Genomic DNA, 22,741 nt, shown 5'->3' with positions numbered 1-22,741 from the left:
CTCGTCGGGAACATTCGATTTTTGGTTCGTCACACCGCAATCGACCACGATTCCGTGCGCCTTGTCAACCGACAATCTTTGCCCCGAGTGGAAGGGTTGGCCGAGCAGATCAGTGGGATCGTTGATCCTCGCCTGCCGAAACTATCATTTACGCCACTCGAATTGTTCGATAAGGCGAGAGCACCATCGTCGCACTCGGGAGTGCAGCGTGGGAAAGAAGACCGTTTCCAGTCGCAGGCTCACAGACACTGGCGGAAAAAGGCCAGTGGCACACAACGCCTGTAACGATTTTACCCCACCTCAAACAGTTTCGCATATTTCATTTGCAACTTCGTCGGCGACGCGATCTTCGGCGGGCCGCATGATTTAGGGCGTTTTTTGCGGGGATAGCTGCGGCTCTTCTTGCTCGACGTTCGGTTGGATTCGTCGGCGAGGACGGCTTGCGTGAGTTCGCTGATTAGCAGCGCGGCGGCTCTTGCTTTCAGTGCGACAGATGTCGTGGCGGCGGCGAACGCTCGGATGATTTTCACCGGGCTCAAGCGAGCTCGCTTGCCAGGCTGATCACGTTGAACTTGCTTGGCGTAGTAGAACGCCGCCCAGACGCCGATCAGCGTCCAGTGGATTTCGGTCAGCAGATTTCGCGGCGTGCAGCAGCGTAACTTGCTTCTTTGACACGACTGCTTCACGGTGCGAAAAAATACTTCGACGCCCCAGCGTTGCCTGTAGAGTTCGCAGGCCGCTTGATCGCTCATGTCGAGTTCACTCGACACGAGATAGATCGTTTCTTTGCCGGTATCAACTTTGATCAGACGCAACTTCAGCGGCGGCTGCAGTTTCCGCATCGCCGTGGTCGGCCAGAAGTAGACGAACCCATTGCGAATTCGCAGCGAACCAAGGTTCTTCAGCAGCGAGACGTTCGAGCCGACCCGTACCAAAAACGAGCGTTTCGAGTCGAGAATCGCCGACCATAACGGGTATCCAACATACTCGGCGTCAGCGATGATTCGCGCGTTGGACGGCAGCTCGTCGAGCATGTCGGTCAGCGCGTGACGCTCACTCCCTTTCGATCCGGCGATGCGCCAGCGATACGGCAATCCAGCGGTCAGATGCCATACGACGGTCGCGAGCAGCTGCGCACTTTCCGCTTTCGACTGATTCGATTTCGAGGCATACTGCTTCTCTTTCTTCGAGGCGAATTGCTGCTGATTCGCGGCGGTGCGCGGAGCGAGAAACTTGGCGCCGTCGACGGCGAAATTCACCTTGCCGCGCTGAGTCCAGTCGCCTTTAAGCTCGCGCAGCTGGTCCGCGATGTGCGCGACGACTTGCGGAATGAGCGCTTCGCCATGACGAGCGAGCGCCTTCAATAAACCTTGCCGCGTCGCCGTGAAGTCAAGTTGCAACGCTTCGCACGTCATCGCCTGGGCTGTCGCGGTCCGCTCTTCGAGCGTCCCTTGCAACCACCCCCAGCAAGTGATCGCCATCGCCGCTAGCGCCTGCGGCTCTAGCGAAGCGTTGCCGTGCGACTTGGGCAAGTCAAACTTCGCCGGCAAAAGTTCCCGAAAGACGGCTTTCAAAGCCTGTAAATTCGTGCGAATATCGGTGCTGTCTTGATGCGGCATCCAAGAATCCTTTCTTGGTCGTCAGTGCATACGGTTTTGGTCGACCGCATTGAACTGCTTAACCGCAGGCCGCATCAAGACTTATTTCTGAAAAGACGAAATCGTTACCAGCGTTGAATGGCACCCGAAAAAATAGCCGTTCGTCGGTGGCGCCCGGCCGATTCAAGACCCAATCACGACTTCACCAGCTCGATAGTGATGTCGTTTTTCCCCTCGGTGACCTCGACTTCTCTTTCCTTGGGCATCAGGCCGTTTATGTTTCGGCCTGTGCTGACTTGGGGAGGTGAGAAAGTTACACGGCAGGGGCCGATCTTGGCTCCGTCACCTGGGTTGTAACTCATCAGTGAAAACGTTCCGTCTTCCTGGATCTTTCCGCCGGCTGGTTTACCGGGCGTCATCTCTCCAGATCCGATCGGCGTGAACATGATTGTTCCCGCCGTGACAGGCTGACCTTGATACATGACCTTCCCGGTAACAGGCGCCATCGGATATGGGGTGCTGCCAGAACAACCCGCCTGCCCCACTACTGATAGCGCAAGAACTACCAGAAGCGTAAGGCAAACTTGTGTGTTATTCAAATGAGAGTATCGATGCATGATGGATTCCTAGTTACGAGCGACGACATTTCCGTCGGAACGATTGCCGAGATAGCCATACATGGTCGTGTCGATGGTTTCCGACAGGAATTGCACCGAGCCATCTGCGAACGTGAATTGAGCTCCGCCTGGGTGGAAGCTTCCGAAGCTTAAGTTCGTTTTCCAGCCAATACGGAAATTGATTGGATAATCGGGGCCGGCGAACCGGATATGAGCAGCCGACCCGCGGTCAATATCGCCATAGACACCGTCGTTGTTGCCCCCCATCCACACGGGGAAAGTACGGTCACCGTTGTTACTTTTGGTCACGTTTTCCGATTCACCGACTTCACCGAAGGCAATCGTGTTAGAGGTACCGTCCGTGATGCTACTGAATTTAGTAACGAACGTGCTCGTATTACTGTAGGCGTTGACATACAAGCCGGTCTGAGAGGCTCCGGTCTGTCCCCAGCGTGGTGCATCACCGAAGTTGCCACAGTAGCTTGAAGCCCCATACCCATCGTCATCAAACTGTGCCAATGCGTTGGACGGGCACAGATAGGCATCTAGTGATTGCTTCACAGGCGTGGTGTCATTCCAAGAGGAATAGTTGAAGCACCCGTTGTAGGGCGACTCATCGACGTTCGAGTGCGTGCCACCGAACGCCGTTGCGCATCTGGGCTATGGCGGCCGCATAAACTGTTGGGCCAGTTGTTGTTCCTTCTTCGTAGCCTGTCGTATTTTCGGTGGTCCTGGCGGCTTTTCTCGCTTCTTTTGCACGCCACGGCGGGTTTGTTTGGGGCCTTTTCGTTGGTATCCGTCGATCTTGGCGCAGCCCAAGCGTTGGCAGAGCGGTTGGCGGATACAGCGTGACGGACAGCCGCGCATCGTGCGGCGAACTTCGCGACTTGCCTTGGCTACCGACCATTGCCGCGGCTGTTCGTTCGCCGCGATCAGCGCGGCGGTCGTCATCAACTGCAGCAACCAAGCCCCGATGTTGAGCCAGCCCTGTTCGGCGAGCGCCGTGGCTGGAGTTCGACTTAACACGCGATCGCGACCAAGCGTTTGTTTCAACCCGCGGAAGTGAGTTTCGAGTCCCCAGCGAAGACGATAAATTTGACTCGCGATTTCTTCGGGAAGCGACTCCGAATCAATATTTGTCACCAGATAAACCGGTTCTTTGTTCGCGTCGCGGAGCACGATCAGTCGCAACACGACCGGCGGAATCGCATGAAATCTCAACGGCCATAGATAGACGGTTCGCTCGCGCGTTTCGCAAGCGAAGCCGAGCTTTTCCAGCAGGTGCGTATTTCCGCCGACGCGCAGTAGAAAGTCATGCCGCCCCATCAGCAGCACGCGACAGAGATCGTAACTGATGAAGCCGGCGTCGGCGATTAGCAGCGATTTACCCGGTAAATCAGGGAGCATTTCGTCTAACTGACGTCGTTCGCTGGCCGTGCCGGGGCCGATGCGAAAGTCCCACGGCAACGACGTGCCGACATGCTGCAACGTGGTTTGATAAATTTGCGGCGTCGTCTTCTCGCGTCCTGCGCAGCCGAGGCCTGCTTCGTTGGCGCGCGTACGCGGAGCCTCGAAGCGCGAACCGTCGACCGCCATCACCACCCAACCGAACACGCGATATTGCTCCAACCAACCAGCGACCGAACTGCGCAGTTGGCGACGCACTTCGTCAAGCATCCGCGGCGTCTCACGAATGCATGCGCGGCCGAATCCGCCCAACGCCAAGCCGACGCGCCAACGCGGAAAGAGTTCGCCCAGTAAAGCGCCGACGCTCTCCAGTCGATCGGTGAGTGTGGAATCGGTGCTCCAACTCATCAGGCATGCCGCCCAAGCCAACCGCTGAGGCGTCCAATTTGCGTTGCCATGAAATCGCCAGCGCGCAAAAAATTGCGGCGGCAAGAATTGCGATATCGCCGCCGTCAGCTCGCGCTGATAGCATACGCGATGTGGTCCTCGGGCCACCTTCGAGCCTCCCTGCTGCTTGTGGAAGTCGTCCAACTCCCTTGAAGCACAGGCTCGAAGTTCTTTGCTAGATCAATTTTAGAGTTTGTCGCCTACCCAGATGCGCAACGGCGTTCCGTGCCACCCTTGGGAATCATCGCCATGGCCCCGGCACTCTGTTTGGCCGTAATCTGTGTCACAATTTGATCGTACAGATTGTTCTGTTCGATATACGGCAGTAAATAGACACCCCAACCGATGTTGTTGTTGTCGTCGTTGTGCATGCCTGGTGGCAGGTTGCCGTAGGTGTCGTAAAAGTTGTGCGACGCCAGTCCCAATTGCTTCAGGTTATTCTGGCAACTCATACGCCGAGTAGCCTCGCGGGCCTGCTGAACGGCAGGAAGCAAGAGGGCGATCAGTACGCCAATGATCGCGATGACGACCAGCAGTTCGACGAGCGTGAAGCCACGTCTTATTTTCGAGAGCATGCGCATGGAGGAGGATCCTTTTATAAAACAAATGAAACCAGAAGAGTTGAAGATCGAGGATGAGGTTTATTGATTCGGTTGACCTGTGGAGTAGATCATCTGAATCTCTTCATCGGAAAGGGCCGCGTCAAAGAGCATGAACTCGTCCATGCGTCCGTTCAAATTGCGAATAGGTGCTGGATTGCCAGGAGTAGAAATCCCCCAGTTGCCAATGGTGGCCGGGCCAATCTTGATCTTCGGAGGATCTTGAATCGGCAGAACAGCCACAACTTGGCCGTTGGCAAATAGCTTCATCTGTTTACCTGGACCGTCATATACGACTACCAGGTGGGTCCACTGACCGAAATTCGATGGCCCAAACACCGGCTTGCTACGGATGTAGTAACTCGATTCGCTGGCTTTCACGCAGAAGATAATGCGACCTTGTTCGTCGATCTGCCAGTGTGGCATCTCGAGTTTGAATTCATCAGTCAGCATCAGCCCGCTGTATAGGTAATCGAGTCCATCGATCCGTACCCAGGCCATCAACGTCAGTTCATCAAATTCTCCAGGCACGTAGACACGCACCCGATCGCCAGGGCGTTTCCATTCAAACGCCGTCGAGTTCGGCCAGCGTCCCTCGGTCCATTGGCAGCCAACGACCGCTCCACCGTAAGTCCCATCCGAGTTTTCAGCTTGGTTGACCAGTCTCCGATGGTTGGAAGAGCTTGGTTCAAAGTTGTAATAATGCTTGAGGCGTGGATCCTTGGTGAGTGTTTGCGCATACTGCTTCCAAGACTCATGAAGTTCGTTTAACGCTGCATTCGAGCGACTCGAAAGTTCCGACATCGCGGGGAAGGCGTCGTTGTTGAACGGAATTACTTTCTCCGTGCCTTCCATATCGACAGCGATCGCCCGCCCGTCGGTCAGTTCTCGAGGTGCTGGAGCCACGTGGCGGGTGCCTGGCTCGTGGAGTTCGACCTTGCCGTCAAACACATGGACCTCGACTTGCCCCAACTGATCGACTTGCATGCCAAACTCAGTTCCCAAATCGACGAGGTCCATCTGGGGAGACTCAATCACGAATCCCTTAGCCTGCGGTGGGACGATCGCCCGCAATCTCCCTTGGTAACAATAAACTTGATAGGCGTTCTGCAAATCAAGATCGGCGGGACCTTCCAGCACGACCGAGGCGCCACTATAGAACTGAATACAGGCTAACCCTTGCACCAACTTTAGTCGTCCTGGAAGGAGGGTGGTCCCTGGCTGGAGCTTACCACTGCCGGAATCCCAGACGGCACCGACGCTGGTCAGCAGAACGGCAATCGTTTCGTCGATCGCTTCTTCCCGCTCGGTCGGCTGGGATAGCGGTTGCGAATTCTGTGCGATCGGCTCGCCTGTTCCGCTATTGAATAAAATGCCTTGGTACAATCCCACTGTGATTAGCAAGCTCGCGGCCAGCGCGAGCAGCCCCAGCCCGGCCCAATGGTATTTGCCCCAAGACCATATCTTTATCTTTTCGACTTGTGCCGGTGGCACTAACCCATCGGTCAGGTTCCCGTGCATTTCAAAGTAGTCGAGGTAAATCTCTCTCGCTTCGGGATGTGCTTCCAGCAGTTCCCGCAGGCGAGTTTGCTGGGCAGGTTCCAAGTGATCCTCGTCCAGTAGTGCCGAGAGCAAGTCTTGAAGTTCTTTTTGCCATTCGGAATTCATGTTGGCTACTTTACTTTAGGTCGTTTCCAGGCGTTCCAGCTTCCGATTCACACAGTTGAACAACTGTCGGCGCATCCGCGCTAGCGATTTGTAAAGCACATTGGCCGATTGCTCGACCTCGTTGGCCAGCGACTGAATCGTGGCTTGCGGGTTGCGATATCGGATATCCAGAATCTGCCGATCCCCATCCGGCAGTTTCTCCATGCACTCCATCAGTGCCTCGTAGCGGCAAATCCGCAGTTCCTCGCGTTGGTCATAGCGAGAGGCCAAGTCCTCCACCAGTTCCTCCGTCAGGAACGTGACTGATTTCTTGTTGCGGTGATGTCGGAGGATCTCGTTGTGGGCGAACTTCTTCGCCCAGGGAACAAACGGCTGGGTAGTATCGAACTGGTCGAACTTCTTCCAGATGGCTGTAGCCGTCTCCTGCAGGATGTCCTCTGCATCATCTTTCGATCCGACAAGCGGCAAGATGTATCGCAGCAGTCGATCCTGGTGCTCCATCAAGAGCCGCACAAATTGGGAAGGATCCGCGTCCGCCACCGGGCTTCACTCCACTTACATAAACCGAGATTTAACAAGCGTTTAAGTACGACCTATTGCCTGTCTGGCTCGTAGGAACGCCTTGATTTCTATCTATCTATCTGCGCGTTGTCAGGTCAATTCGCCAAAAAAAACAGGGAATACGAGAAAAATCTTTGTCTCGGGCAATACCCTGGGTGACAAGGGGGATGCCCCAGCCCGCGCGGGGGAAAGAAAAGGGGACCTGGTCGAATGGCACTGTCAAAAATCAAGAGAGAGACGGGGGCAATCCTGTTCGGCACGCCCAGTCGCGATGAACGAGTTTAGTTCCGCCGCGATCTCTTCACGCATTCTCGCACCGCCGCAAGGCGGTGATGAATTGGGGGCATAGCTGGGTCGTGCTGGGAGTAATCGTCGAGTTGCCCTTTCGTCCGGGACATTATTACTGCCTGCCGGTTTTGTTTCGTTTGTATCTGAACAAGGCGAAGGCCAACCAACATCGCCGCGTTTATCGGACCCGACCAGAACTGGCGGTGCAGATGCTCGACACGCTCTGTTCCCACCGGAAAAACAGGCGTTTTCATGCCGTGGCCGACAGCGCCTACGGCGGTCAAAGCGTGCTGAACAATTTACCGCCGAATTGCGATTTGACCAGCCGATTGCTGATGGACGCTCGTTTGTACGAAGCGCCGCCTGTGAGACGGCCAGGAACCAACGGTCGACCACGCAAGCGAGGCAACCTGTTGCCGACGCCGGCGGCCATGTTGGAGGGGCGCTGCCGGCGATTGTCATTCAAGATTTATGGGCGAACTGACACGGCTCGTGTCGCCCATGTCGAAGCACGGGTTCATAGCGTTCCCGACCGACCGCTACGAGTCGTGGCAGTCGAACCGCTGACCGGCGGCCGCAAACCGCAAGCGTTTTATTCGACTCGTGATGAAGCGACAGCCGAGCAGGTGATCGCTTGGTACGCTCAAAGGTGGAGCATCGAAGTCGCGTTTCACGATAGCAAGCAACAGCTTGGTTTCGAAGAACCGCAAGGCTGGAGCCGCCGCTCGGTCGAACGCACCGCCCCGGTCGCGATGTTGTTGTATTCGCTTGTCGTGCTGTGGTTCGCTCGCGCAGGTCATCGCCAATACCAACCGCTGACTTGCCCCTGGTACACGTCCAAAGCCGACGCTTCCTTCGCCGACATGCTAGGCACGCTCCGCCGGCAAACCGTGCGACAAAAGGTTTTGTCACTCGCGCTGAATGGCCCAGGCTCGCGAAAAGTAAAACAACTCCTGGAACATACGCTCGCAATTGCCGTGTAAAAGTGCAAAAGTTGAACTTAGTGCCGCAGTCAAAGCAAAATTGGGGGACCTGGCTTTCAGAGTTTACCGCTGCGTTGCGTGGTGAAGTTAAAGTCGCAGATGAAGTTACGATTGTTACAGATAGCGGCGTTCGCGTCCGCGTTGATATGGTGGTTCGAAACTTCTTCACCGGCGCTCTTCGGTTTATCGAGTCAAAATTTGGCCCGTCAGCGGAGTATCAACCTAACCAGCGAACTGGCTACCCGGAATTGATGAGGACGCAACAAGGCACAATTAGAACAGACAAGCTCTCTGGGCTTGGAATCAGGAGCGGGGATAGAATCGGAATCGACTTGCAGATCGACGGATGGAATGGTTTTAGCGACTCGCTGCCATAACTTTATACTGGTGCATTGCAAGTAGAAAAGACAAGCAAACAGGAGCAATTATGAGTTGGACGTTGGAGATACGCGTTTTTGCCAGGATTCACCACAAGACTTTGATCGAATCCGATGATGTCCCTCATGATTTTTTTAAATTTCCGTTTGCAAGCGAGAATTTGTTCACGTCTAAGCTAAATAACATTTGTCATGAAGCGGACTGCATATTCGATGACGCGACCACATTGAAGGCAAATCACTTTGCAGCAACTTCTCGCCTAGGAATGCTTTTTTGCTTGGATCCGGAAAGACTGATCGTCGATGATTTGCCGCCGAATTGCGACGCGGACATTTTCCTCTCTGTTTCCCTTTCCGGCGTATCAGAACACCTTGAATTCAAAGCACGCGTTTTTCAGGAGATCATTCGCGGGAATAGTGACGACGCAAGCTTTCATGATAGCGTCCGTGTGTTGGCAGGCTTGTCGCCCTGGAAAGATTTAGTAGTCACGCTCTCACAGGCTCGAACCTGGGATACCGTTGAGAGGCTTGCCTTTGAGTTGCTAAGCCCATTTATCGGAGTTAATTATTTCTTCTATAGCGGCCAAGAACCCATTCTTGGCATTTTTAAAGTGAACCGCCCTTGGTTCGGTCGTTAGATTGACAGGCTCACATCAACAGAACGCCTGACTGTTCATTTGGCGTGTCAGCGAGTGTGGACTGCCATGCGAAAATTGCTTCGGTCGTTCTTCTCCCGTATCACGGCGACGATTTAGGGTCGCTACGCCGATCATAACGAGGTCGTCGACCAGACGATCGAGTACGACGCGACGCAGCAAACGTCGAAAACGGTCATTGACAATTCGACCAGCCAAACGACAAGCGAACAAACGTTTGCTTATGATCTGCAAGGCCGTATGCGGCAGGTCGTCACCAAGACCTTTACATCAGGCGACCTCGCCAGTAACGAACAAGTCACCTACGACTACGACGCTACCGGCATCCGCATCAGCAGCCTGCACGAGGTAGACTCCAATCTCGATGACGTTTACGAATCGTCAACGCGCACTGAATACCTGATCGACCCCGCCAACTTCACCGGCTACCAACAGGTCACCCGCGAAACGACGTACGACGCCAACGGCAATGTGGTGAAGGTGATCGCCTACGGCTTCGGCCATGACGAAATCACGCAGACCACGACGACGTATGACGAAAACGGCGCCGTCACCAGCGAAGAAACCCTCGTCTTCGGCCACGACGGCCACGGTAGCGTCCGCGTCTTGTACGATATGGCCGGCGCCTTGCAGCAACTCTTCACCTTCACCGCCCACGGCCAAATGTTGGCGATCCACAACGCCCTGGCGGCGTTTGTCAGTAGCGCGGAATCAGCGGCGCTCACGACGCTCCTCTACAGCGGCGAGCAGTTTGACAGCCGGATCGGGCAGCAGTATCTGCGGGCCCGGTATTACGATCCGAACAGCGGGCGGTTCAATCGGCTCGATCCGTTTGCGGGAAATTCCCAGGATCCGCAGAGTTTCCATAAATATTTGTACACTCATGGGAATCCAGTTGCGGGAGTTGATCCCACCGGAATGTTCACGAGCGGTCAAATTGGCGTTGCAATGGCAATTAATGCTTCAATATCTGGCGGTCTAACCGCTGCGTACGGCGCAGCTAAGAGGTGGTCGCTTGAACGGATTTTGATCGCCTCTTCCATAAGTGCGGCGACTGCTGCACTTATGACTTTAGGATTCTTTGCTATCGGGGCGGGGCTTGCTTTTGCAACAACGGAAGCAATCGCAATCACGGCTACGGGACTTATTTTCGCACCAACAGTGCTTGGATTTGCAATCGCCAATTTTAAGACAGCGATGGCTAAAGACGATCCTGTTGACAAAGTATTTGCCACGATTGATTTAAGTCTTGCAGTCTTCGGGTCAATTCGGCTAGGAATTGACACGCGGAATATCGCATTCCGTCAAAGAGCCCATGCCGGAGCGCTTGCTGAGCGGCTGGCAGCGATAGAAGAAGGCTACAACAAAAGCGCGGCAGGAGTCATGAATCAGGGAAGCGCAAGCGCTCCAGGTCGCAGTACCCGCGATGGAGGTCGACAGCAACCCGTTGATCCAGAAATTCAGAATTTCCTTGACGGCTTAGACGCAATTTCACGAAGCAAGTACCACGGTTCTTGCGTTGAACCTAGATCCGGATCTAGCCTAAGAATTGGTGGGATGAGCTTAAAGAACGCGTGGAGCGCCGTCGTCGATATTGCGAATGGGCGTCCGTATCCGGCGTGCAAGTCATGCCGTGCGCTGCTCAAAAACTTTGGCATCAATGATGGGTTCGAGCCCGATCTTGCTCCACTTTATTTGCTCATCGACTCGATGTTTTACGATACTGCAGATGGAGATCGATGACAGATGACCGTAAGATCATACATATCGAAAAACTCTCGAAAGTGGAGGTGGTCTACGTGGGCTAGATTGCTAGCGGCAGGGTGGCGCGCGGATAGAAACGTGCTGAACCAACTCGATATGCCGAAATCTTATTTGATGTTCCCTGCGATAACTCAAATTTTTGCCGAGTTTGGAAATCTGAAACTCGCCACCGCACGGGAAACCATTTGGATTGGTGTAGAAGCAGATCCAGAATGCATCGAAGAGTGTAGTGAATTTGAAGCCCATGTCGATACGCAACTATTCCCAATCGGCCATTGTTCTGGTTGCGATTTCATTTACATCGTCGCTGATATTGAGGGCCGAATTTACCTACTGAACGACGAGCTTCGTTTGTACGCGCTGGACATTTATGGGGCGATAGAATGCCTGCTTCTTGATCGCTGGAGATGTGACAATGTTGACGGAGTAATTGAAGGAAGTGTGTGGAAGATACGCGAATAGGAATGTACCAGATAATTTGAATACGCAGGTACGGCAATTGCCTCCGCAAGACGCTCGACAGCAACTTCAACGGCACGATCGACAAAGTGAGCGCCTACATGTGCGATGCGAACGATCTCTTTACGACCGAACAGCAAGGACGTCGATAATAAGGAACCGCGCAACAATAAATTACCGGAATTAATATTGCATCGGCCGGGCGAAATGCGGGATAACGGCGTGCATGCCGGATGCAAATGTCGTCGCCTGGATTCGCGAAAAATTCGTTCACCTCGTCTCGTCGTTGGATGAGCGGGGACGACGGCGTTGGGCAGCGATTGAAGCTCGGTCGCTGGGACGCGGCGGCGTCGCCGCCGTGGCCGAAGCGACGGGCATGTCCGACCGCACCATTCGAACCGGTGTTAAAGAACTGGAAGCAGGCGACGAGCCGCCAGAAGGACGGCAACGTCGGATGGGCGGAGGACGATGTTCACGAAAGCAGGAGCAGCCGGAATTGATCCGAGCTCTGGAGAAAATGATTTCTCCGACCACGCGCGGCGAGCCGACAAGTCCGCTCCGTTGGACATGCAAGAGCACGCGGAACCTCGCGGCGGAATTGCAGAACCAAGGATTTCAAATCGGCACGTCGACGGTGCGGAGGTTGCTCAGCGAATTGGGCTACAGCCTTCAGGCCAACCGCAACAAACGGGAAGGGAATCAGCATCCGGATCGCGACGCCCAGTTTCAGTACATCAACGCCCGGGTTAAAGCCCGAAAACGTCGCGGCGAAGCGGCTTTGTCGGTGGGATACGAAAAAGAAGGAAACGCTGGGAAACAAGAGCAATGTGGGGCGAGAATACGAACCCCAAGGCCGTCCTCGACAAACTGACACGCACGACTTTCCCGACAAAACCAAAGGCAAGGCCGTTCCCTATGGCATGTACGATATTCATCGCGACGAGGCGCTCGTCTCGGTGGGAATTAGCCACGATACGGCTCAGTTCGCCGTGGCCGCCATTCGACTCTGGTGGCGGAAGCTTGGCCGGAAGCAGTACGGCGCTGGGCGACGTTTGCTGATCACAGCCGATAGCGGCGGCAGCAATAGTTCTCGTAATCGGCTTTGGAAGTTGGAGCTGCAAAAGTTCGCCGACGAGACGGGCGTGATCATCGAAGTGTGCCATTATCCTCCGGGAACCAGCAAGTGGAACAAGATCGAGCACCGAGTGTTTTGCCACATCACGCGGAATTGGCGAGGCGTGCCGCTGGAGACGCATGAGATTGTGGTTTCCAGCATCGGCCATACGCGCACTGCGTCAGGGCTGGAGGCGCATGCCTGGCTGGACGAAGCGAGCTACGAAAAAAGGATCAAGGTCTCCGACGAAACACTCGCCGAATGTCTCATAAAAAGACACGATTTTCACGGAGAATGGAACGATGAGATCCACCCCCGAAAGCCGCCCCATTCCGGTAATTAAAACCCGCGCGGTTCCTTAGCGGCGATTGGTGACATTCGCCCGCCATGTATAGAAAGGCAGCACAACTGGGAATGAACGAATTTTATTACCGCGACTGCTATTTGGAAACTTCACATTCAGGAATTCACCGTTGTCGTAAAGCAACCGCGAACTCTCATCCAATCGCTGAAGCGAATATTCATGACTTCATCGGCCTCAAACACTGACTCGGTTCGACCGTAGACATGTTCCACAAGACACGCAGTCTTCGATTTCACTCAAGAAACGCACGTAGCTCAGGGGAGAAGTGCCTTTAGGAAGTAGAGCGAGCCACTTGTGTGACCGCAGCACTTTGATCAAACCGAACTCCGCGAGGTTGCTATGCGAGTTAAGCGATCCAAGATCTGGTTGCGAACGATGACTCAAACATCGATACCCGGAAAATGCCCGCGTTCGACCCCAAGCATGTGTCGACTAGCAAACTTGATGATGTTTATGTAGCGACGCGTTGCGGCGTCTGTGAGAATGAACTTCAATCGGTCTTTTTTGCCTCCGGAATAGGATGCCTTGTGTTCTGTCCTGGTTGTGATGCGACTTGGTAGAGATCCGGACTCACCGCAGTTTTCATCATGTTGCCTTTCGAGACCGAGAGACAACATTTTTTCGCTGAAACTGGCATTCCGCGGGTAACACACCTTCTTGAAATTGAGCGTTGGCACGACTAATGCCAGAGCAGCATACTGAACGCTGGATGGCGAACTATTTCCTAAAAATGCCGCCTCGCACTCGGCGGCAGCTTCATCGACTCTTTCTTCTGACGTTCCAAATAACTCTGCAAATCTTTCTCCGAAACCCGTTTGCACGAAGCGATTTCGTAGCACGGAATCTCGCCGCGGGCGATCAAACTGTAGGCAAGGCTGAGACTGATTCGAAGTTCGTTCGGCGATTGCTGTTTCATGGCCGCGAAGTCGTTCTTGTCGACGGCACGACGGTGAGCATGGCCGATACGCGTGCGAATCAAACCGCCTATCCGCAAATGAAAAGCCAGCAGCCTGGGTGCGGCTTCTCCTTGGCGAGGATCGTGCAAGTTTTTTCGTTAGCGACTGGAGCGGCGACGATGTTTGCGATGGGACCGTACGCCGGCAAGAAGACCGGCGAGACTTCGCTCTTAAGAACGCTTTTATCGCGGTTTCATTTGCAAACGCCCCGAAACCGTTACGCGACAGCCGCTTAGACTTAAGCTCGTGCCATTCGGGAAGGAGGTCATTTGTTTTACGCCGCCTGCATTTGAAGGCGTAGTGGACAAGGAAACCCTAAAATGATCCCCGTTCCCTTGCGTCGCCCCCTGCATCGGCAGGCGTCGGCGAATCAGTCGACATCTGGACCGTCCAGTAAGCAATTCTTGTCTTATCAGGCTGTGCTGAACGTGCCTCCACGACGGCGGTCAGCTCAACGGCGTTTTGTTTCAGAATTAGTCGATTGCCGCGCGAGCCCCTATCCTGCCAACCCTGATCGATCAGCAGCTTGCGAACCGCCTTCCTGGTTTCTTCGACGCCCGCGCTCGTTTCATACGACGCGATGTTATATTCCACATTGACAAGTTTCGCACCCGGTGGCGCCGGCAACTTGCTCACGTTGACGTTGCTATCATTCCGCAATCGCACCAGGACTTTACCCGGCTCGTCGTGTAACTGGACGGTGACATAGAGGTGAAATCCCGAGTAGACGAACTCTCCTTCGGCGTATCCCGCCGAGATTTGGGAATCGGACAACTCCTTCCACTGCCGCTCCAGAAGGTTGCGACGCTGAAACTCATACTCGTTTTTCACATCAAATGTTTTGTGTCGAGCCTCATAGTCTAACAGGGCAACGGTTCTCGTCGTAATTTCCTCAGCACCAGGCAGGAGTGGAAATGTCGAGAGATCGATTGCGGCTGCAGCTTCAGCCGTGGTCGCCGGCTTACGCACTTCGTCGTCCCGTGGTTGGGCCTTCTCGACGGCTGTCTCTTGCGATACTGAATTTGGCAACACGTTGGCGGAGGATTTCGTCGGCGTTGCGTCCGCCTGCGGATTCGCGCGGGCGCCGCACCCAGTGATACAGCAAATGACCGACAGGCCCAGCACCAACCCGCTGAATGATTTTAATCGCGCCAAAGCAATGTTCCTGAAAACAAGACAATGTCACCGCGTGGCTCATCTCCCGATTTTTCGCCGCACCTAACCAGCACGAGCTGGTTGACACGGTTCGACTCTATTTTTCTGCGTGCCACGGGCCCCTTTCAGCCTGTGTCTTCTCTTTCTATCACGGCACATCTCAGAAGCAATGCAGCGACTTCGACTTCTTACTAGAACTCTCCGGCGTGGTCTCTTCCAGCTTATGGACGTCCAGCCGCCGCATCGCAGGTGGGTCGAACACGTCCGTGTGCCAGAGTAGGCGCTTTTACGGCGATCGCCACCCAACCTTCCGGAATTTGGCGTGTTATCTGCTTCTTTTGCCCAGCGCACGTTGAACTATAGTGAGAGCTGTTCCGTTCCTCGCTCCCGGGCCTCCCCATGCAATGCGCTCACTCATTCGCCGGCGTGCTGACCACGTTGATCGCGACCTTTTGGCTGCTGCCGACATTCGCCAAGTGCGAGGAAGCGCCGAAAGTCCAGGAACCCTTCTTTGGCGTTCACGTCGTCGATCCGGCGACCGGCGCAGGCGTTCCGCTGGTCGAATTGAAAACCAATAACGAGGTCACCTATTGGACCGACTCTAACGGTTGGGTCGCTTTCGCGGAACCAGGGCTGATGGGGCAAGAGGTCTATTTTCAGGTGGCCAGTCCCGGATATTGGTTCAAGCCGGATGGTTTCGGCTTTCGCGGCGTGCGCTTGCATCCCGAGGCCGGCGCCAGCGCGACGATTGAATTGCCCCGTCATAACATCGCCCAGCGACTGTGTCGGCTGACAGGGGAGGGGATCTTCCGCGACAGCGGTTTGCTGGGATTGCCGTTGCCGGCCGGAATGAAAAACTTGAACGCCGGCGTCACTGGGCAAGACTCGGTGCAAGTTGTTCCCTACCAGGGCAAACTCTTCTGGCTGTGGGGCGACACCAACATCGCGAGTTATCCGCTCGGCAATTTTCAAACGACCTGCGCGACTTCGTCGTTGCCGGTGGACGGTCTGCCTTCGCCTGAGCGCGGCGTACCGTTTGAATACTTCACGCAAGAGAACGGCCAGCTACGTCCCATGGCGCCGCTCGATGGACCTGGCCCGGTCTGGTTGTTCGGTCTCTTCGCGATCACAAAGGCCGACGGCAACGAGGCGCTCTACGCTCATTTCACACGTCACAAATCTCTTTCTGAAGTGGTCGAACATGGCGTGATGAAATTTGACGATGAAGCCGGCATCTTTAAGAAGGTCGCTAACTTTGATCTGAACGAACTTTGGCGCGGCCCGCAAGGGAACGCGTTTGTGGTGGAAGACGCCGACGGCGTGCAGCGCGTTTACTTCGCCCATCCGTTGGCTCATACGCGCGTCGCCGCAGACGAGAAGAGCATCCTTGACCAGCACGCCTACGAGTCGCTGGTCTTTGACGCCGGCGAACAACAATATGTCTGGCGACGAGATGTTCCGCCGACGCGGCAGAAGGAGGAGCAACAGCTGCAGCGCTCAGGCACGATGCCGGCGGACGTGGCGCGCTATCGCCTGATCGACGTCGAGAACGATCAGCCGATCGTGATTCACGGCAGTTCGATCGCGTGGAATGACTTTCGCCAAAAGTGGATCCTGATCGGCAATCAGGCAGGCGACCAAGACGCGCCCTCTTATCTAGGCGAAGTCTGGTACGCCGAAGCCGAGTCACCGACCGGGCCTTGGAACAGCGCCATCAAAATCGCGACCCATCCCAAGTACTCGTTCTACAACCCGCGGCAACATCCGTTCTTTTCGACCGACGGCGGGCGCGTGATCTACTTCGAGGGGACCTACACGGCCATGTTCTCGGCCGCCAAATCGCCGACTCCCCGGTATGACTACAACCAATTGCTATATCGGTTGGACCTGAGCGACGCCAAGCTAAAAGCGGCGCAGAAATAGTCAAATTCCCGCAGTAACGCCGCGAGGACTCGCTTCATCTGAAAGGGAAACGCTGACCGTTTCCTTGGTTTCCTGCAGGATGAAGTTATGTCGCAATCACCGCTGATGCAGCCGTTTACGCTGGGACATCTGAAGCTGAAGAATCGCGTCGTCATGGCGCCGCTGACGCGTGCGCGAGCGGGCAAAGATCGCGTGCCGACCGAGATGATGGCCGAATATTATGCGCAGCGCGCTTCGGCCGGTCTGATCATCTCGGAGGCGACCGTGATTTCGGAACAAGCGATCGGTTGGATCAATACGCCGGGCATCTATAACGACGCGCAAGTCGCCGGTTGGACGACTGTGACCAACGCCGTGCATGAGGCCGGGGGGAAGATTTATCTGCAGCTTTGGCACATGGGGCGTTCTTCGCACAGCAGTTTTCATCACGGCCAACCGCCGGTCTCGGCATCGGCGATCAAAATCTCGGAATCGGCAGGACAAGCGCATACCTACGAGGGAAAACAGCCGTACGAGACTCCTCGTGCATTAGCGACCGAAGAAATCCCCGGCATCGTCGCCGATTATCGCGCCGCGGCCGAGCGCGCCCAAGCGGCCGGCTTTGATGGGGTGGAGATTCATGCCGCCAACGGCTATTTGATCGACCAGTTTCTGCAATCGAAAACCAATCACCGCACCGATCTGTATGGCGGCTCGGTCGAAAATCGTTATCGCTTTTTGGGTGAAGTGGTCGCCGCGGTAACTGAAGTGTTCGAGCCGTCGCGGGTCGGCGTTCGCTTGGCCCCCAACGGCGTTTACAACGACATGGGCTCGCCTGACTTCCGCGAGCAGTTCACCTATGCGGCACAGCAGCTCTCGCCGCTAGGGCTGGCCTATCTGCATGTGGTCGACGGTCTGGCGTTTGGATTTCATGAAAAGGGGAAACCGATGACCTTGGCGGAATTTCGACAGGTCTTTTCGGGTCCGCTGATGGGCAATTGCGGTTACGACCAAGAAATGGCCGCAGCGGCGATCACCAGCGGCGACGCCGATCTGATCGCATTTGGGCGACCATTCATCAGTAATCCTGACTTGGCGGAGCGTTTTGCGCACCAATGGCCGCTCGCTCCGATCGCCGACACCCAGCTGTGGTACGGAACCGGTCCCAACGCGCATGGCTACACCGACTTTCCGACCTTCGCTGAAGCGTCGGCGGCACGTTAAGTTTGCGTTTGGAAATCGCCAAAACGCTGGCGCCGCTAGCGTTTCAGTTCCTTGAACTTACGACGATCTCGCATGACGCTAAGTACTGGCGCGTCGTATGTTAGGAAAAGGTGAAGAGATTGTGGTTGACGCAAAGTGCTACCACGATATATTGGGCCTCCGGCTGTGGAATTGATGTTGTCGGAACCCAAGATCTGGCGATATTCAATTTTATCAGCCACAGTATCTTGTGCTTCGGCGGAAGCCTTGGCACAATATGCTGTGGGCAATGAATGCTGCCCTCGCACTCATGATGCTGGCGTCGCTAGCGTCATGGGCCGCAAAACTCCACTCGCGTGGGGGATGCGGATAAGGAGTCTGGCAGTCCTCTCTAGAGGACCTCGCGTCAAGGAAGACGGTGCGTTGATACGCGCGCTTCTATTTTGATGGCGTCGCCTAATCCTGACCGCTGCTCATGGAGCGAACTTTGATGTTCGAGCCTGAGTTTCCCGACATTCGCATTGGAAGCACCAACCATGGAATCTCAATCTCGCGCCTTATCCGGCCGTCAGCCGGTTCAGGAAGAACCTTTCGAAGGAGCAGATGTCATGACGACTGTTACCTCCCCCGCCGTCGCCCTGGAAGTCCGTAAACGGGACGGCCGCATCATTTCGTTCGATGTTGGCCGCATTCACTATGCGATCGGCAAGGCCTTCCGCGCCGAGATCGGCGTGGCGGATGGCCAGGAACTGGAAAACTCGCTCGAAGATCAGGTCAAAAGCATCTCGGAAGCGGTCATCGATCAGATCGAAAGCCGTCCGTTCAGCCGCGACGGAGTCGATGTCGAGTCGATCCAGGACGCCGTCGAAATCCAATTGATGCGTCATGGCCACTTCTCGGTCGCTCGCCGCTATATCCTCTACAGAGAAGAGCACGCCAAACTGCGTGCGTTGCGCGCCGCTGACAGCGACGGCAACCTGATCCCGCCGCGGATCAACGTCAAGCAGGAAGATGGGGCGAAAGAACCGTTCGACGCGACTCGTCTGCGTCGTCGAGTTTACTCGGCCGTGCGTGGTCTAGAGCAGAACTGCTCGGCCGAAGAACTGGTCGAAGAGACTTATCGTTCGCTCTATGACGGCATCACGCCGCAAGAGATCTATCGCGCGATGATTCTCGCTTCCCGTTCGCGGATCGAACGTGACCCGGACTACGACAAGGTCGCCGCTCGCTTGATGCTGATGGTGATCTACAACGAAGCGATCGGTCGGCTGCATCCGAAAGAAGATATCGCCGAAGTAACGCGTCGCGAGTTCAGCACCTATATCTCGACCGGTATCGAAGCAGGCCGTCTGGCCGAACGACTGCGTGACTTTGATCTCGAGAAAATCTCGGCCGCGCTTCGTCCCGAACGTGATGCGGCGTTTCCGTACTTGGGTCTGCAGACGATCTATGATCGTTACTTGCTGCATATCGACGGTCGCCGAATTGAGACTCCCCAGTATTTCTGGATGCGAGTCGCGATGGGTCTGGCCTGGAACGAAGAGAACAAAGAAGAACGCGCTATCGAGTTCTACAACATTCTCTCGACGTTCCGCTTTACCTCGGCCACGCCGACGTTGTTCAACTCTGGCACGCTGCACCCGCAGCTTAGCTCGTGCTATCTGAGCACGGTCGATGACGATCTGGAGCACATCTTCAAGGTTGTTTCTGACAACGCGATGCTGTCGAAATGGGCCGGCGGACTGGGCAACGACTGGACTAACATCCGAGCGACCAACGCCCACATCAAGGGAACCAACGGCCAAAGCCAGGGCGTGATTCCGTTCCTGAAGGTCGTCAACGACACCGCGATCGCCGTCAACCAAGGCGGCAAACGCAAAGGCGCCGTCTGCTCGTACCTGGAATCTTGGCACTTGGACGTCGAAGAGTTCCTCGACCTGCGCAAGAACACCGGCGACGATCGCCGTCGTACGCATGACATGCATACGGCCAACTGGATTCCTGACTTGTTCATGAAGCGCGTTCGCGAGAACGCCGACTGGACCCTGTTCAGCCCGGACGAAACGCCGGACTTGCACGACCTGTGCGGCTCCAAGTTCCAGGCTCGTTACGAAGAGTACGAGAAGCTGGCCGACGAAGGCAAAATGCGTCTGTTCCGCCGTCTGCCGGCCAACGAACTGTGGCGCAAGATGCTGACTCGCTTGTTCGAGACCGGGCATCCGTGGATCACCTGGAAAGATCCGTCGAACGTCCGTTCGCCGCAGGATCACGTCGGCGTCGTGCATAGCAGCAACCTCTGCACCGAGATTCTGCTGAACACGTCGAAAGACGAGATCGCCGTTTGCAACCTGGGCAGCATCAACCTGGTCGCCCATATCCGCAATGGCGAGCTTGACCTTGAGAAGCTGCAAGAAACGGTCACCACCGCGGCCCGCATGCTCGACAACGTAATCGACATCAACTATTACCCCACCGGCGAAGCCAAGACGTCGAACGCGCGTCATCGCCCGGTCGGCATGGGTCTGATGGGTTTCCAAGACGCGTTGTCGTCGCTGGGCGTCAGCTATGCGAGCCAGGAAGCGGTCGAATTCGCCGATCGCAGCATGGAAGCGATTTCGTACTTCGCGATCCTCGCTTCGTCGCAACTAGCGGCCGAACGCGGCACGTACGAGACGTACGCCGGATCGAAATGGGATCGGGGCATTTTGCCGATCGACTCGCTCGACATCCTCGAACAAGAGCGTGGTCTGCCGATCGAAGTCGATCGCAGCTCGACCTTGGATTGGCAAGTCGTTCGCGACTCGGTTCGTGAGCACGGCATGCGTAACAGCAACGTCATGGCGATCGCACCGACGGCGACGATCTCGACCATCGTCGGCGTCTCGCAATCGATCGAACCGACCTACAAGAACCTGTTCGTGAAGAGCAACTTGTCAGGCGAGTTCCCGCAGCTCAACATCCGCATGGTCCAAGACCTGAAGGCCGAAGGATTGTGGGACAGCGACATGGTCGAAGCGATCAAGTACTACGACGGCGAACTGACCGAAATCGATCGGGTTCCGGATCACTTGAAGCTTCGCTATCTGACCGCATTTGAGGTCGACAGCAAGTGGTTGATCGAGTGCGGAGCCCGCCGCCAAAAATGGATCGACATGGGTCAGTCGCTCAACTTGTACATGGCCCAACCGAGCGGCCGCAAGCTGCACGACATGTACATGTTGGCCTGGAACGTCGGCCTGAAGACGACTTACTACCTTCGCACGCTCAGCGCGACGCAGGTCGAGAAGTCGACGATCGACGTCAATCGTTTCGGCATTCAGCCCCGCTGGATGAAGAACGCCAGCGCTTCGGCCGATATCCGCGTCGATCGCGGTGACGCCGCCGAAATCCTGGACGAACTGCCGCCGGAACAACCCAAGGCCTGCAATCTGGATGGCGATTGCGAATCTTGCCAGTAGGCGATCGTCGCGCATACGTAATTTTCTCAGCCGGCCACGCGATGTGCCCGGCTGCACTAGTCGCTAATTATTAGCCCGAGGCGCGAGCCGAGGGAATCCGCCCAGCCGCTTCGCGAGAGGCCGCTGATCCTTATATTGCTTTGCAAACGCATTCCTTCGGCTCGCGCCTCGGGCTAGTGTCGAGATTTGCTTTTTATTCGCACACAATCGCAAGGGAGCGATACGATGTCTATTCCCAACGTCGAGAACCAACTCGAAACCGGAGACGGCCAACGAGTACGGGCCAACGACAAGCGTCTGGTCAACTGCTCGCAAGTCGATGTGAATCAGCTGATGCCGCTGAAATACAATTGGGCTTGGGAGCACTACATGAATGGGTGCGCCAACCATTGGATGCCGACCGAAGTGCCGATGACCAAGGACATCGAAACCTGGCGCAGCGACAAGCTGACCGACGACGAGCGTCTGGTCATCATGCGCAACCTGGGGTTCTTTTCGACCGCCGAAAGCCTGGTTGGCAACAACCTGGTGCTCGCGATCTTCAAGCATGTCACCAACGCGGAATGCCGCCAGTACTTGCTGCGTCAAGCGTTTGAAGAAGCGGTTCACTCGCACACTTTCCTTTACGTGGTCGAAAGTCTTGGCCTGAACGAAGGGGAAATCTTCAACATGTATAACGAGGTCCCGGCGATCGCTCGCAAGGATCAGTTTGAAATGAAGCTGACGGCCGAAGTCCTCAGCCCCGATTTCAGCACCGATAGCTACGAAGGTCTTCAGGCGTTTCTGAAGAACCTGATCGGCTACTACATCATCATGGAAGGGATCTTCTTCTACACCGGGTTTGTGATGGTGCTGTCGTTCCATCGCCGGAACTTGATGACCGGCATCGGCGAACAGTTCCAATACATCCTGCGTGATGAGACGGTCCATCTGAACTTCGGCATCGATCTGATCAACGGCATCAAAGCCGAAAATCCCGACCTGTGGACGGCTGAGTTCCAGGCCGAGATCATCGACCTGATCAAACAGGCGGTCGAGCTGGAAATCGAATACGCCGGCGACTGCCTGCCGAACGGCATCTTGGGTCTGAATCGCGACCTGTTCCGCGACTATGTCCACTACGTCGCCGATCGCCGCGTCGAACGTATTGGTCTGCCGAAGCAAT

Annotated in this window: 19 protein-coding genes and 1 pseudogene; 11 read left to right on the top strand and 9 right to left on the bottom strand. The window is 55.6% G+C overall.

Annotated features, from left to right (window positions below; all coding sequences use genetic code 11):
* Nucleotides 1-290: 290 nt before the first annotated feature.
* The 7 genes from DSM3645_RS14460 to DSM3645_RS14430 form a co-directional block, all read right to left on the bottom strand.
* Entirely contained in the window at nucleotides 291-1,619 is a 1,329-nt protein-coding gene (locus tag DSM3645_RS14460; protein ID WP_002652953.1) for an IS4 family transposase, read from the bottom strand.
* A gap of 173 nt (nucleotides 1,620-1,792) precedes the next feature.
* On the bottom strand, nucleotides 1,793-2,215 hold the full coding sequence (locus DSM3645_RS28330) for a hypothetical protein (protein WP_131282592.1): 423 nt from the start codon (nucleotides 2,213-2,215) through the stop codon (nucleotides 1,793-1,795).
* A gap of 9 nt (nucleotides 2,216-2,224) precedes the next feature.
* Nucleotides 2,225-2,776, bottom strand: a complete 552-nt coding sequence (locus DSM3645_RS14450) for a DUF1559 family PulG-like putative transporter (RefSeq protein ID WP_040351856.1) — start codon at nucleotides 2,774-2,776, stop codon at nucleotides 2,225-2,227.
* Between the two features lie 99 nt (nucleotides 2,777-2,875).
* Nucleotides 2,876-4,030, bottom strand: a complete 1,155-nt coding sequence (locus tag DSM3645_RS14445; RefSeq protein WP_076612039.1) for an IS4-like element ISBlma2 family transposase — start codon at nucleotides 4,028-4,030, stop codon at nucleotides 2,876-2,878.
* A 239-nt stretch (nucleotides 4,031-4,269) separates the two neighbouring features.
* Nucleotides 4,270-4,650 carry a type II secretion system protein gene (locus DSM3645_RS14440; RefSeq protein ID WP_002652950.1) on the bottom strand — a complete coding sequence of 127 codons (381 nt, stop codon included), beginning with the start codon at nucleotides 4,648-4,650 and terminating at the stop codon, nucleotides 4,270-4,272.
* 60 nt (nucleotides 4,651-4,710) lie between these two features.
* Entirely contained in the window at nucleotides 4,711-6,336 is a 1,626-nt protein-coding gene (locus tag DSM3645_RS14435) for a LamG-like jellyroll fold domain-containing protein (RefSeq protein ID WP_002652948.1), read from the bottom strand.
* A gap of 15 nt (nucleotides 6,337-6,351) precedes the next feature.
* Nucleotides 6,352-6,876, bottom strand: coding sequence for a sigma-70 family RNA polymerase sigma factor (locus tag DSM3645_RS14430; protein WP_040351855.1), 525 nt, complete (start codon nucleotides 6,874-6,876; stop codon nucleotides 6,352-6,354).
* A gap of 344 nt (nucleotides 6,877-7,220) precedes the next feature.
* Between DSM3645_RS14430 and DSM3645_RS14425 the strand changes: the two are divergent.
* The 6 genes and pseudogenes from DSM3645_RS14425 to DSM3645_RS28325 all read left to right on the top strand — a co-directional run.
* Nucleotides 7,221-8,168, top strand: a pseudogene (locus DSM3645_RS14425) (IS701 family transposase); the annotation flags it as partial.
* An 11-nt stretch (nucleotides 8,169-8,179) separates the two neighbouring features.
* Nucleotides 8,180-8,545: a hypothetical protein gene (locus tag DSM3645_RS14420; RefSeq protein ID WP_131282578.1), complete on the top strand. Its 366-nt coding sequence runs from the start codon at nucleotides 8,180-8,182 to the stop codon at nucleotides 8,543-8,545.
* Between the two features lie 50 nt (nucleotides 8,546-8,595).
* Complete coding sequence (locus DSM3645_RS14415) at nucleotides 8,596-9,183, top strand: hypothetical protein (protein WP_002652944.1); 588 nt, start codon at nucleotides 8,596-8,598, stop codon at nucleotides 9,181-9,183.
* A 258-nt stretch (nucleotides 9,184-9,441) separates the two neighbouring features.
* Nucleotides 9,442-10,944: an RHS repeat-associated core domain-containing protein gene (locus DSM3645_RS14405; protein WP_002652942.1), complete on the top strand. Its 1,503-nt coding sequence runs from the start codon at nucleotides 9,442-9,444 to the stop codon at nucleotides 10,942-10,944.
* Between the two features lie 3 nt (nucleotides 10,945-10,947).
* Nucleotides 10,948-11,427, top strand: a complete 480-nt coding sequence (locus tag DSM3645_RS14400) for an SUKH-3 domain-containing protein (RefSeq protein WP_081444830.1) — start codon at nucleotides 10,948-10,950, stop codon at nucleotides 11,425-11,427.
* Between the two features lie 223 nt (nucleotides 11,428-11,650).
* A protein-coding gene (locus tag DSM3645_RS28325) for an ISAzo13 family transposase (protein WP_085970162.1) occupies nucleotides 11,651-12,881 on the top strand; the annotation gives its coding sequence in 2 pieces (ribosomal slippage) (nucleotides 11,651-12,211 and nucleotides 12,213-12,881; 1,230 coding nt in all).
* A 745-nt stretch (nucleotides 12,882-13,626) separates the two neighbouring features.
* On the opposite strand, the gene DSM3645_RS31805 is transcribed toward DSM3645_RS28325, so the two are convergent.
* A complete protein-coding gene (locus DSM3645_RS31805; RefSeq protein WP_002652936.1) occupies nucleotides 13,627-13,818 on the bottom strand; it encodes a helix-turn-helix domain-containing protein in 192 nt (63 codons plus the stop codon).
* A gap of 39 nt (nucleotides 13,819-13,857) precedes the next feature.
* Between DSM3645_RS31805 and DSM3645_RS14380 the strand changes: the two genes are divergently transcribed.
* The gene (locus tag DSM3645_RS14380) at nucleotides 13,858-14,094 is read left to right on the top strand and encodes a hypothetical protein (RefSeq protein ID WP_390071928.1); all 237 of its coding nucleotides are present in this window, start codon (nucleotides 13,858-13,860) and stop codon (nucleotides 14,092-14,094) included.
* Nucleotides 14,095-14,173: 79 nt separating this feature from the next.
* Here DSM3645_RS14380 and DSM3645_RS14375 read toward each other — a convergent pair whose 3' ends face one another.
* Complete coding sequence (locus tag DSM3645_RS14375; protein ID WP_202594940.1) at nucleotides 14,174-15,013, bottom strand: hypothetical protein; 840 nt, start codon at nucleotides 15,011-15,013, stop codon at nucleotides 14,174-14,176.
* A gap of 399 nt (nucleotides 15,014-15,412) precedes the next feature.
* On the opposite strand from DSM3645_RS14375, the gene DSM3645_RS14370 reads away from it, so the two are divergent.
* The 4 genes from DSM3645_RS14370 to DSM3645_RS14355 all read left to right on the top strand — a co-directional run.
* Nucleotides 15,413-16,936, top strand: a complete 1,524-nt coding sequence (locus tag DSM3645_RS14370) for a hypothetical protein (protein WP_002652933.1) — start codon at nucleotides 15,413-15,415, stop codon at nucleotides 16,934-16,936.
* A gap of 87 nt (nucleotides 16,937-17,023) precedes the next feature.
* Nucleotides 17,024-18,139 (top strand): alkene reductase, encoded by a 1,116-nt coding sequence (locus DSM3645_RS14365; protein WP_002652932.1) that lies wholly within the window; start codon nucleotides 17,024-17,026, stop codon nucleotides 18,137-18,139.
* Nucleotides 18,140-18,726: 587 nt separating this feature from the next.
* Nucleotides 18,727-21,576: a ribonucleoside-diphosphate reductase subunit alpha gene (locus DSM3645_RS14360; protein ID WP_040352588.1), complete on the top strand. Its 2,850-nt coding sequence runs from the start codon at nucleotides 18,727-18,729 to the stop codon at nucleotides 21,574-21,576.
* 225 nt (nucleotides 21,577-21,801) lie between these two features.
* On the top strand, nucleotides 21,802-22,741 hold a 940-nt coding region (locus DSM3645_RS14355; RefSeq protein WP_002652929.1), incomplete at its 3' end, for a ribonucleotide-diphosphate reductase subunit beta.

The sequence above is a fragment of the Blastopirellula marina DSM 3645 genome, assembly GCF_000153105.1.
Taxonomy (GTDB): Bacteria; Planctomycetota; Planctomycetia; order Pirellulales; family Pirellulaceae; genus Blastopirellula; species Blastopirellula marina.
The sequence above is the reverse complement of the archived record's forward strand: the minus strand, read 5'-3'. Positions and strand labels throughout refer to the sequence as shown.

Bases quoted from the DNA above. Each gene is read 5' to 3' on its own strand.
- DSM3645_RS14460 (WP_002652953.1), bottom strand. From the start codon at position 1,619: ATGCCGCATCAAGACAGCACCGATATTCGCACGAATTTACAGGCTTTG.
- DSM3645_RS28330 (WP_131282592.1), bottom strand. From the start codon at position 2,215: ATGCATCGATACTCTCATTTGAATAACACACAAGTTTGCCTTACGCTT.
- DSM3645_RS14445 (WP_076612039.1), bottom strand. From the start codon at position 4,030: ATGAGTTGGAGCACCGATTCCACACTCACCGATCGACTGGAGAGCGTC.
- DSM3645_RS14440 (WP_002652950.1), bottom strand. From the start codon at position 4,650: ATGCGCATGCTCTCGAAAATAAGACGTGGCTTCACGCTCGTCGAACTG.
- DSM3645_RS14435 (WP_002652948.1), bottom strand. From the start codon at position 6,336: ATGAATTCCGAATGGCAAAAAGAACTTCAAGACTTGCTCTCGGCACTA.
- DSM3645_RS14415 (WP_002652944.1), top strand. From the start codon at position 8,596: ATGAGTTGGACGTTGGAGATACGCGTTTTTGCCAGGATTCACCACAAG.
- DSM3645_RS14405 (WP_002652942.1), top strand. From the start codon at position 9,442: ATGCGGCAGGTCGTCACCAAGACCTTTACATCAGGCGACCTCGCCAGT.
- DSM3645_RS14400 (WP_081444830.1), top strand. From the start codon at position 10,948: ATGACCGTAAGATCATACATATCGAAAAACTCTCGAAAGTGGAGGTGG.
- DSM3645_RS31805 (WP_002652936.1), bottom strand. From the start codon at position 13,818: ATGAAACAGCAATCGCCGAACGAACTTCGAATCAGTCTCAGCCTTGCC.
- DSM3645_RS14380 (WP_390071928.1), top strand. From the start codon at position 13,858: ATGGCCGATACGCGTGCGAATCAAACCGCCTATCCGCAAATGAAAAGC.
- DSM3645_RS14370 (WP_002652933.1), top strand. From the start codon at position 15,413: ATGCAATGCGCTCACTCATTCGCCGGCGTGCTGACCACGTTGATCGCG.
- DSM3645_RS14365 (WP_002652932.1), top strand. From the start codon at position 17,024: ATGTCGCAATCACCGCTGATGCAGCCGTTTACGCTGGGACATCTGAAG.
- DSM3645_RS14360 (WP_040352588.1), top strand. From the start codon at position 18,727: ATGACGACTGTTACCTCCCCCGCCGTCGCCCTGGAAGTCCGTAAACGG.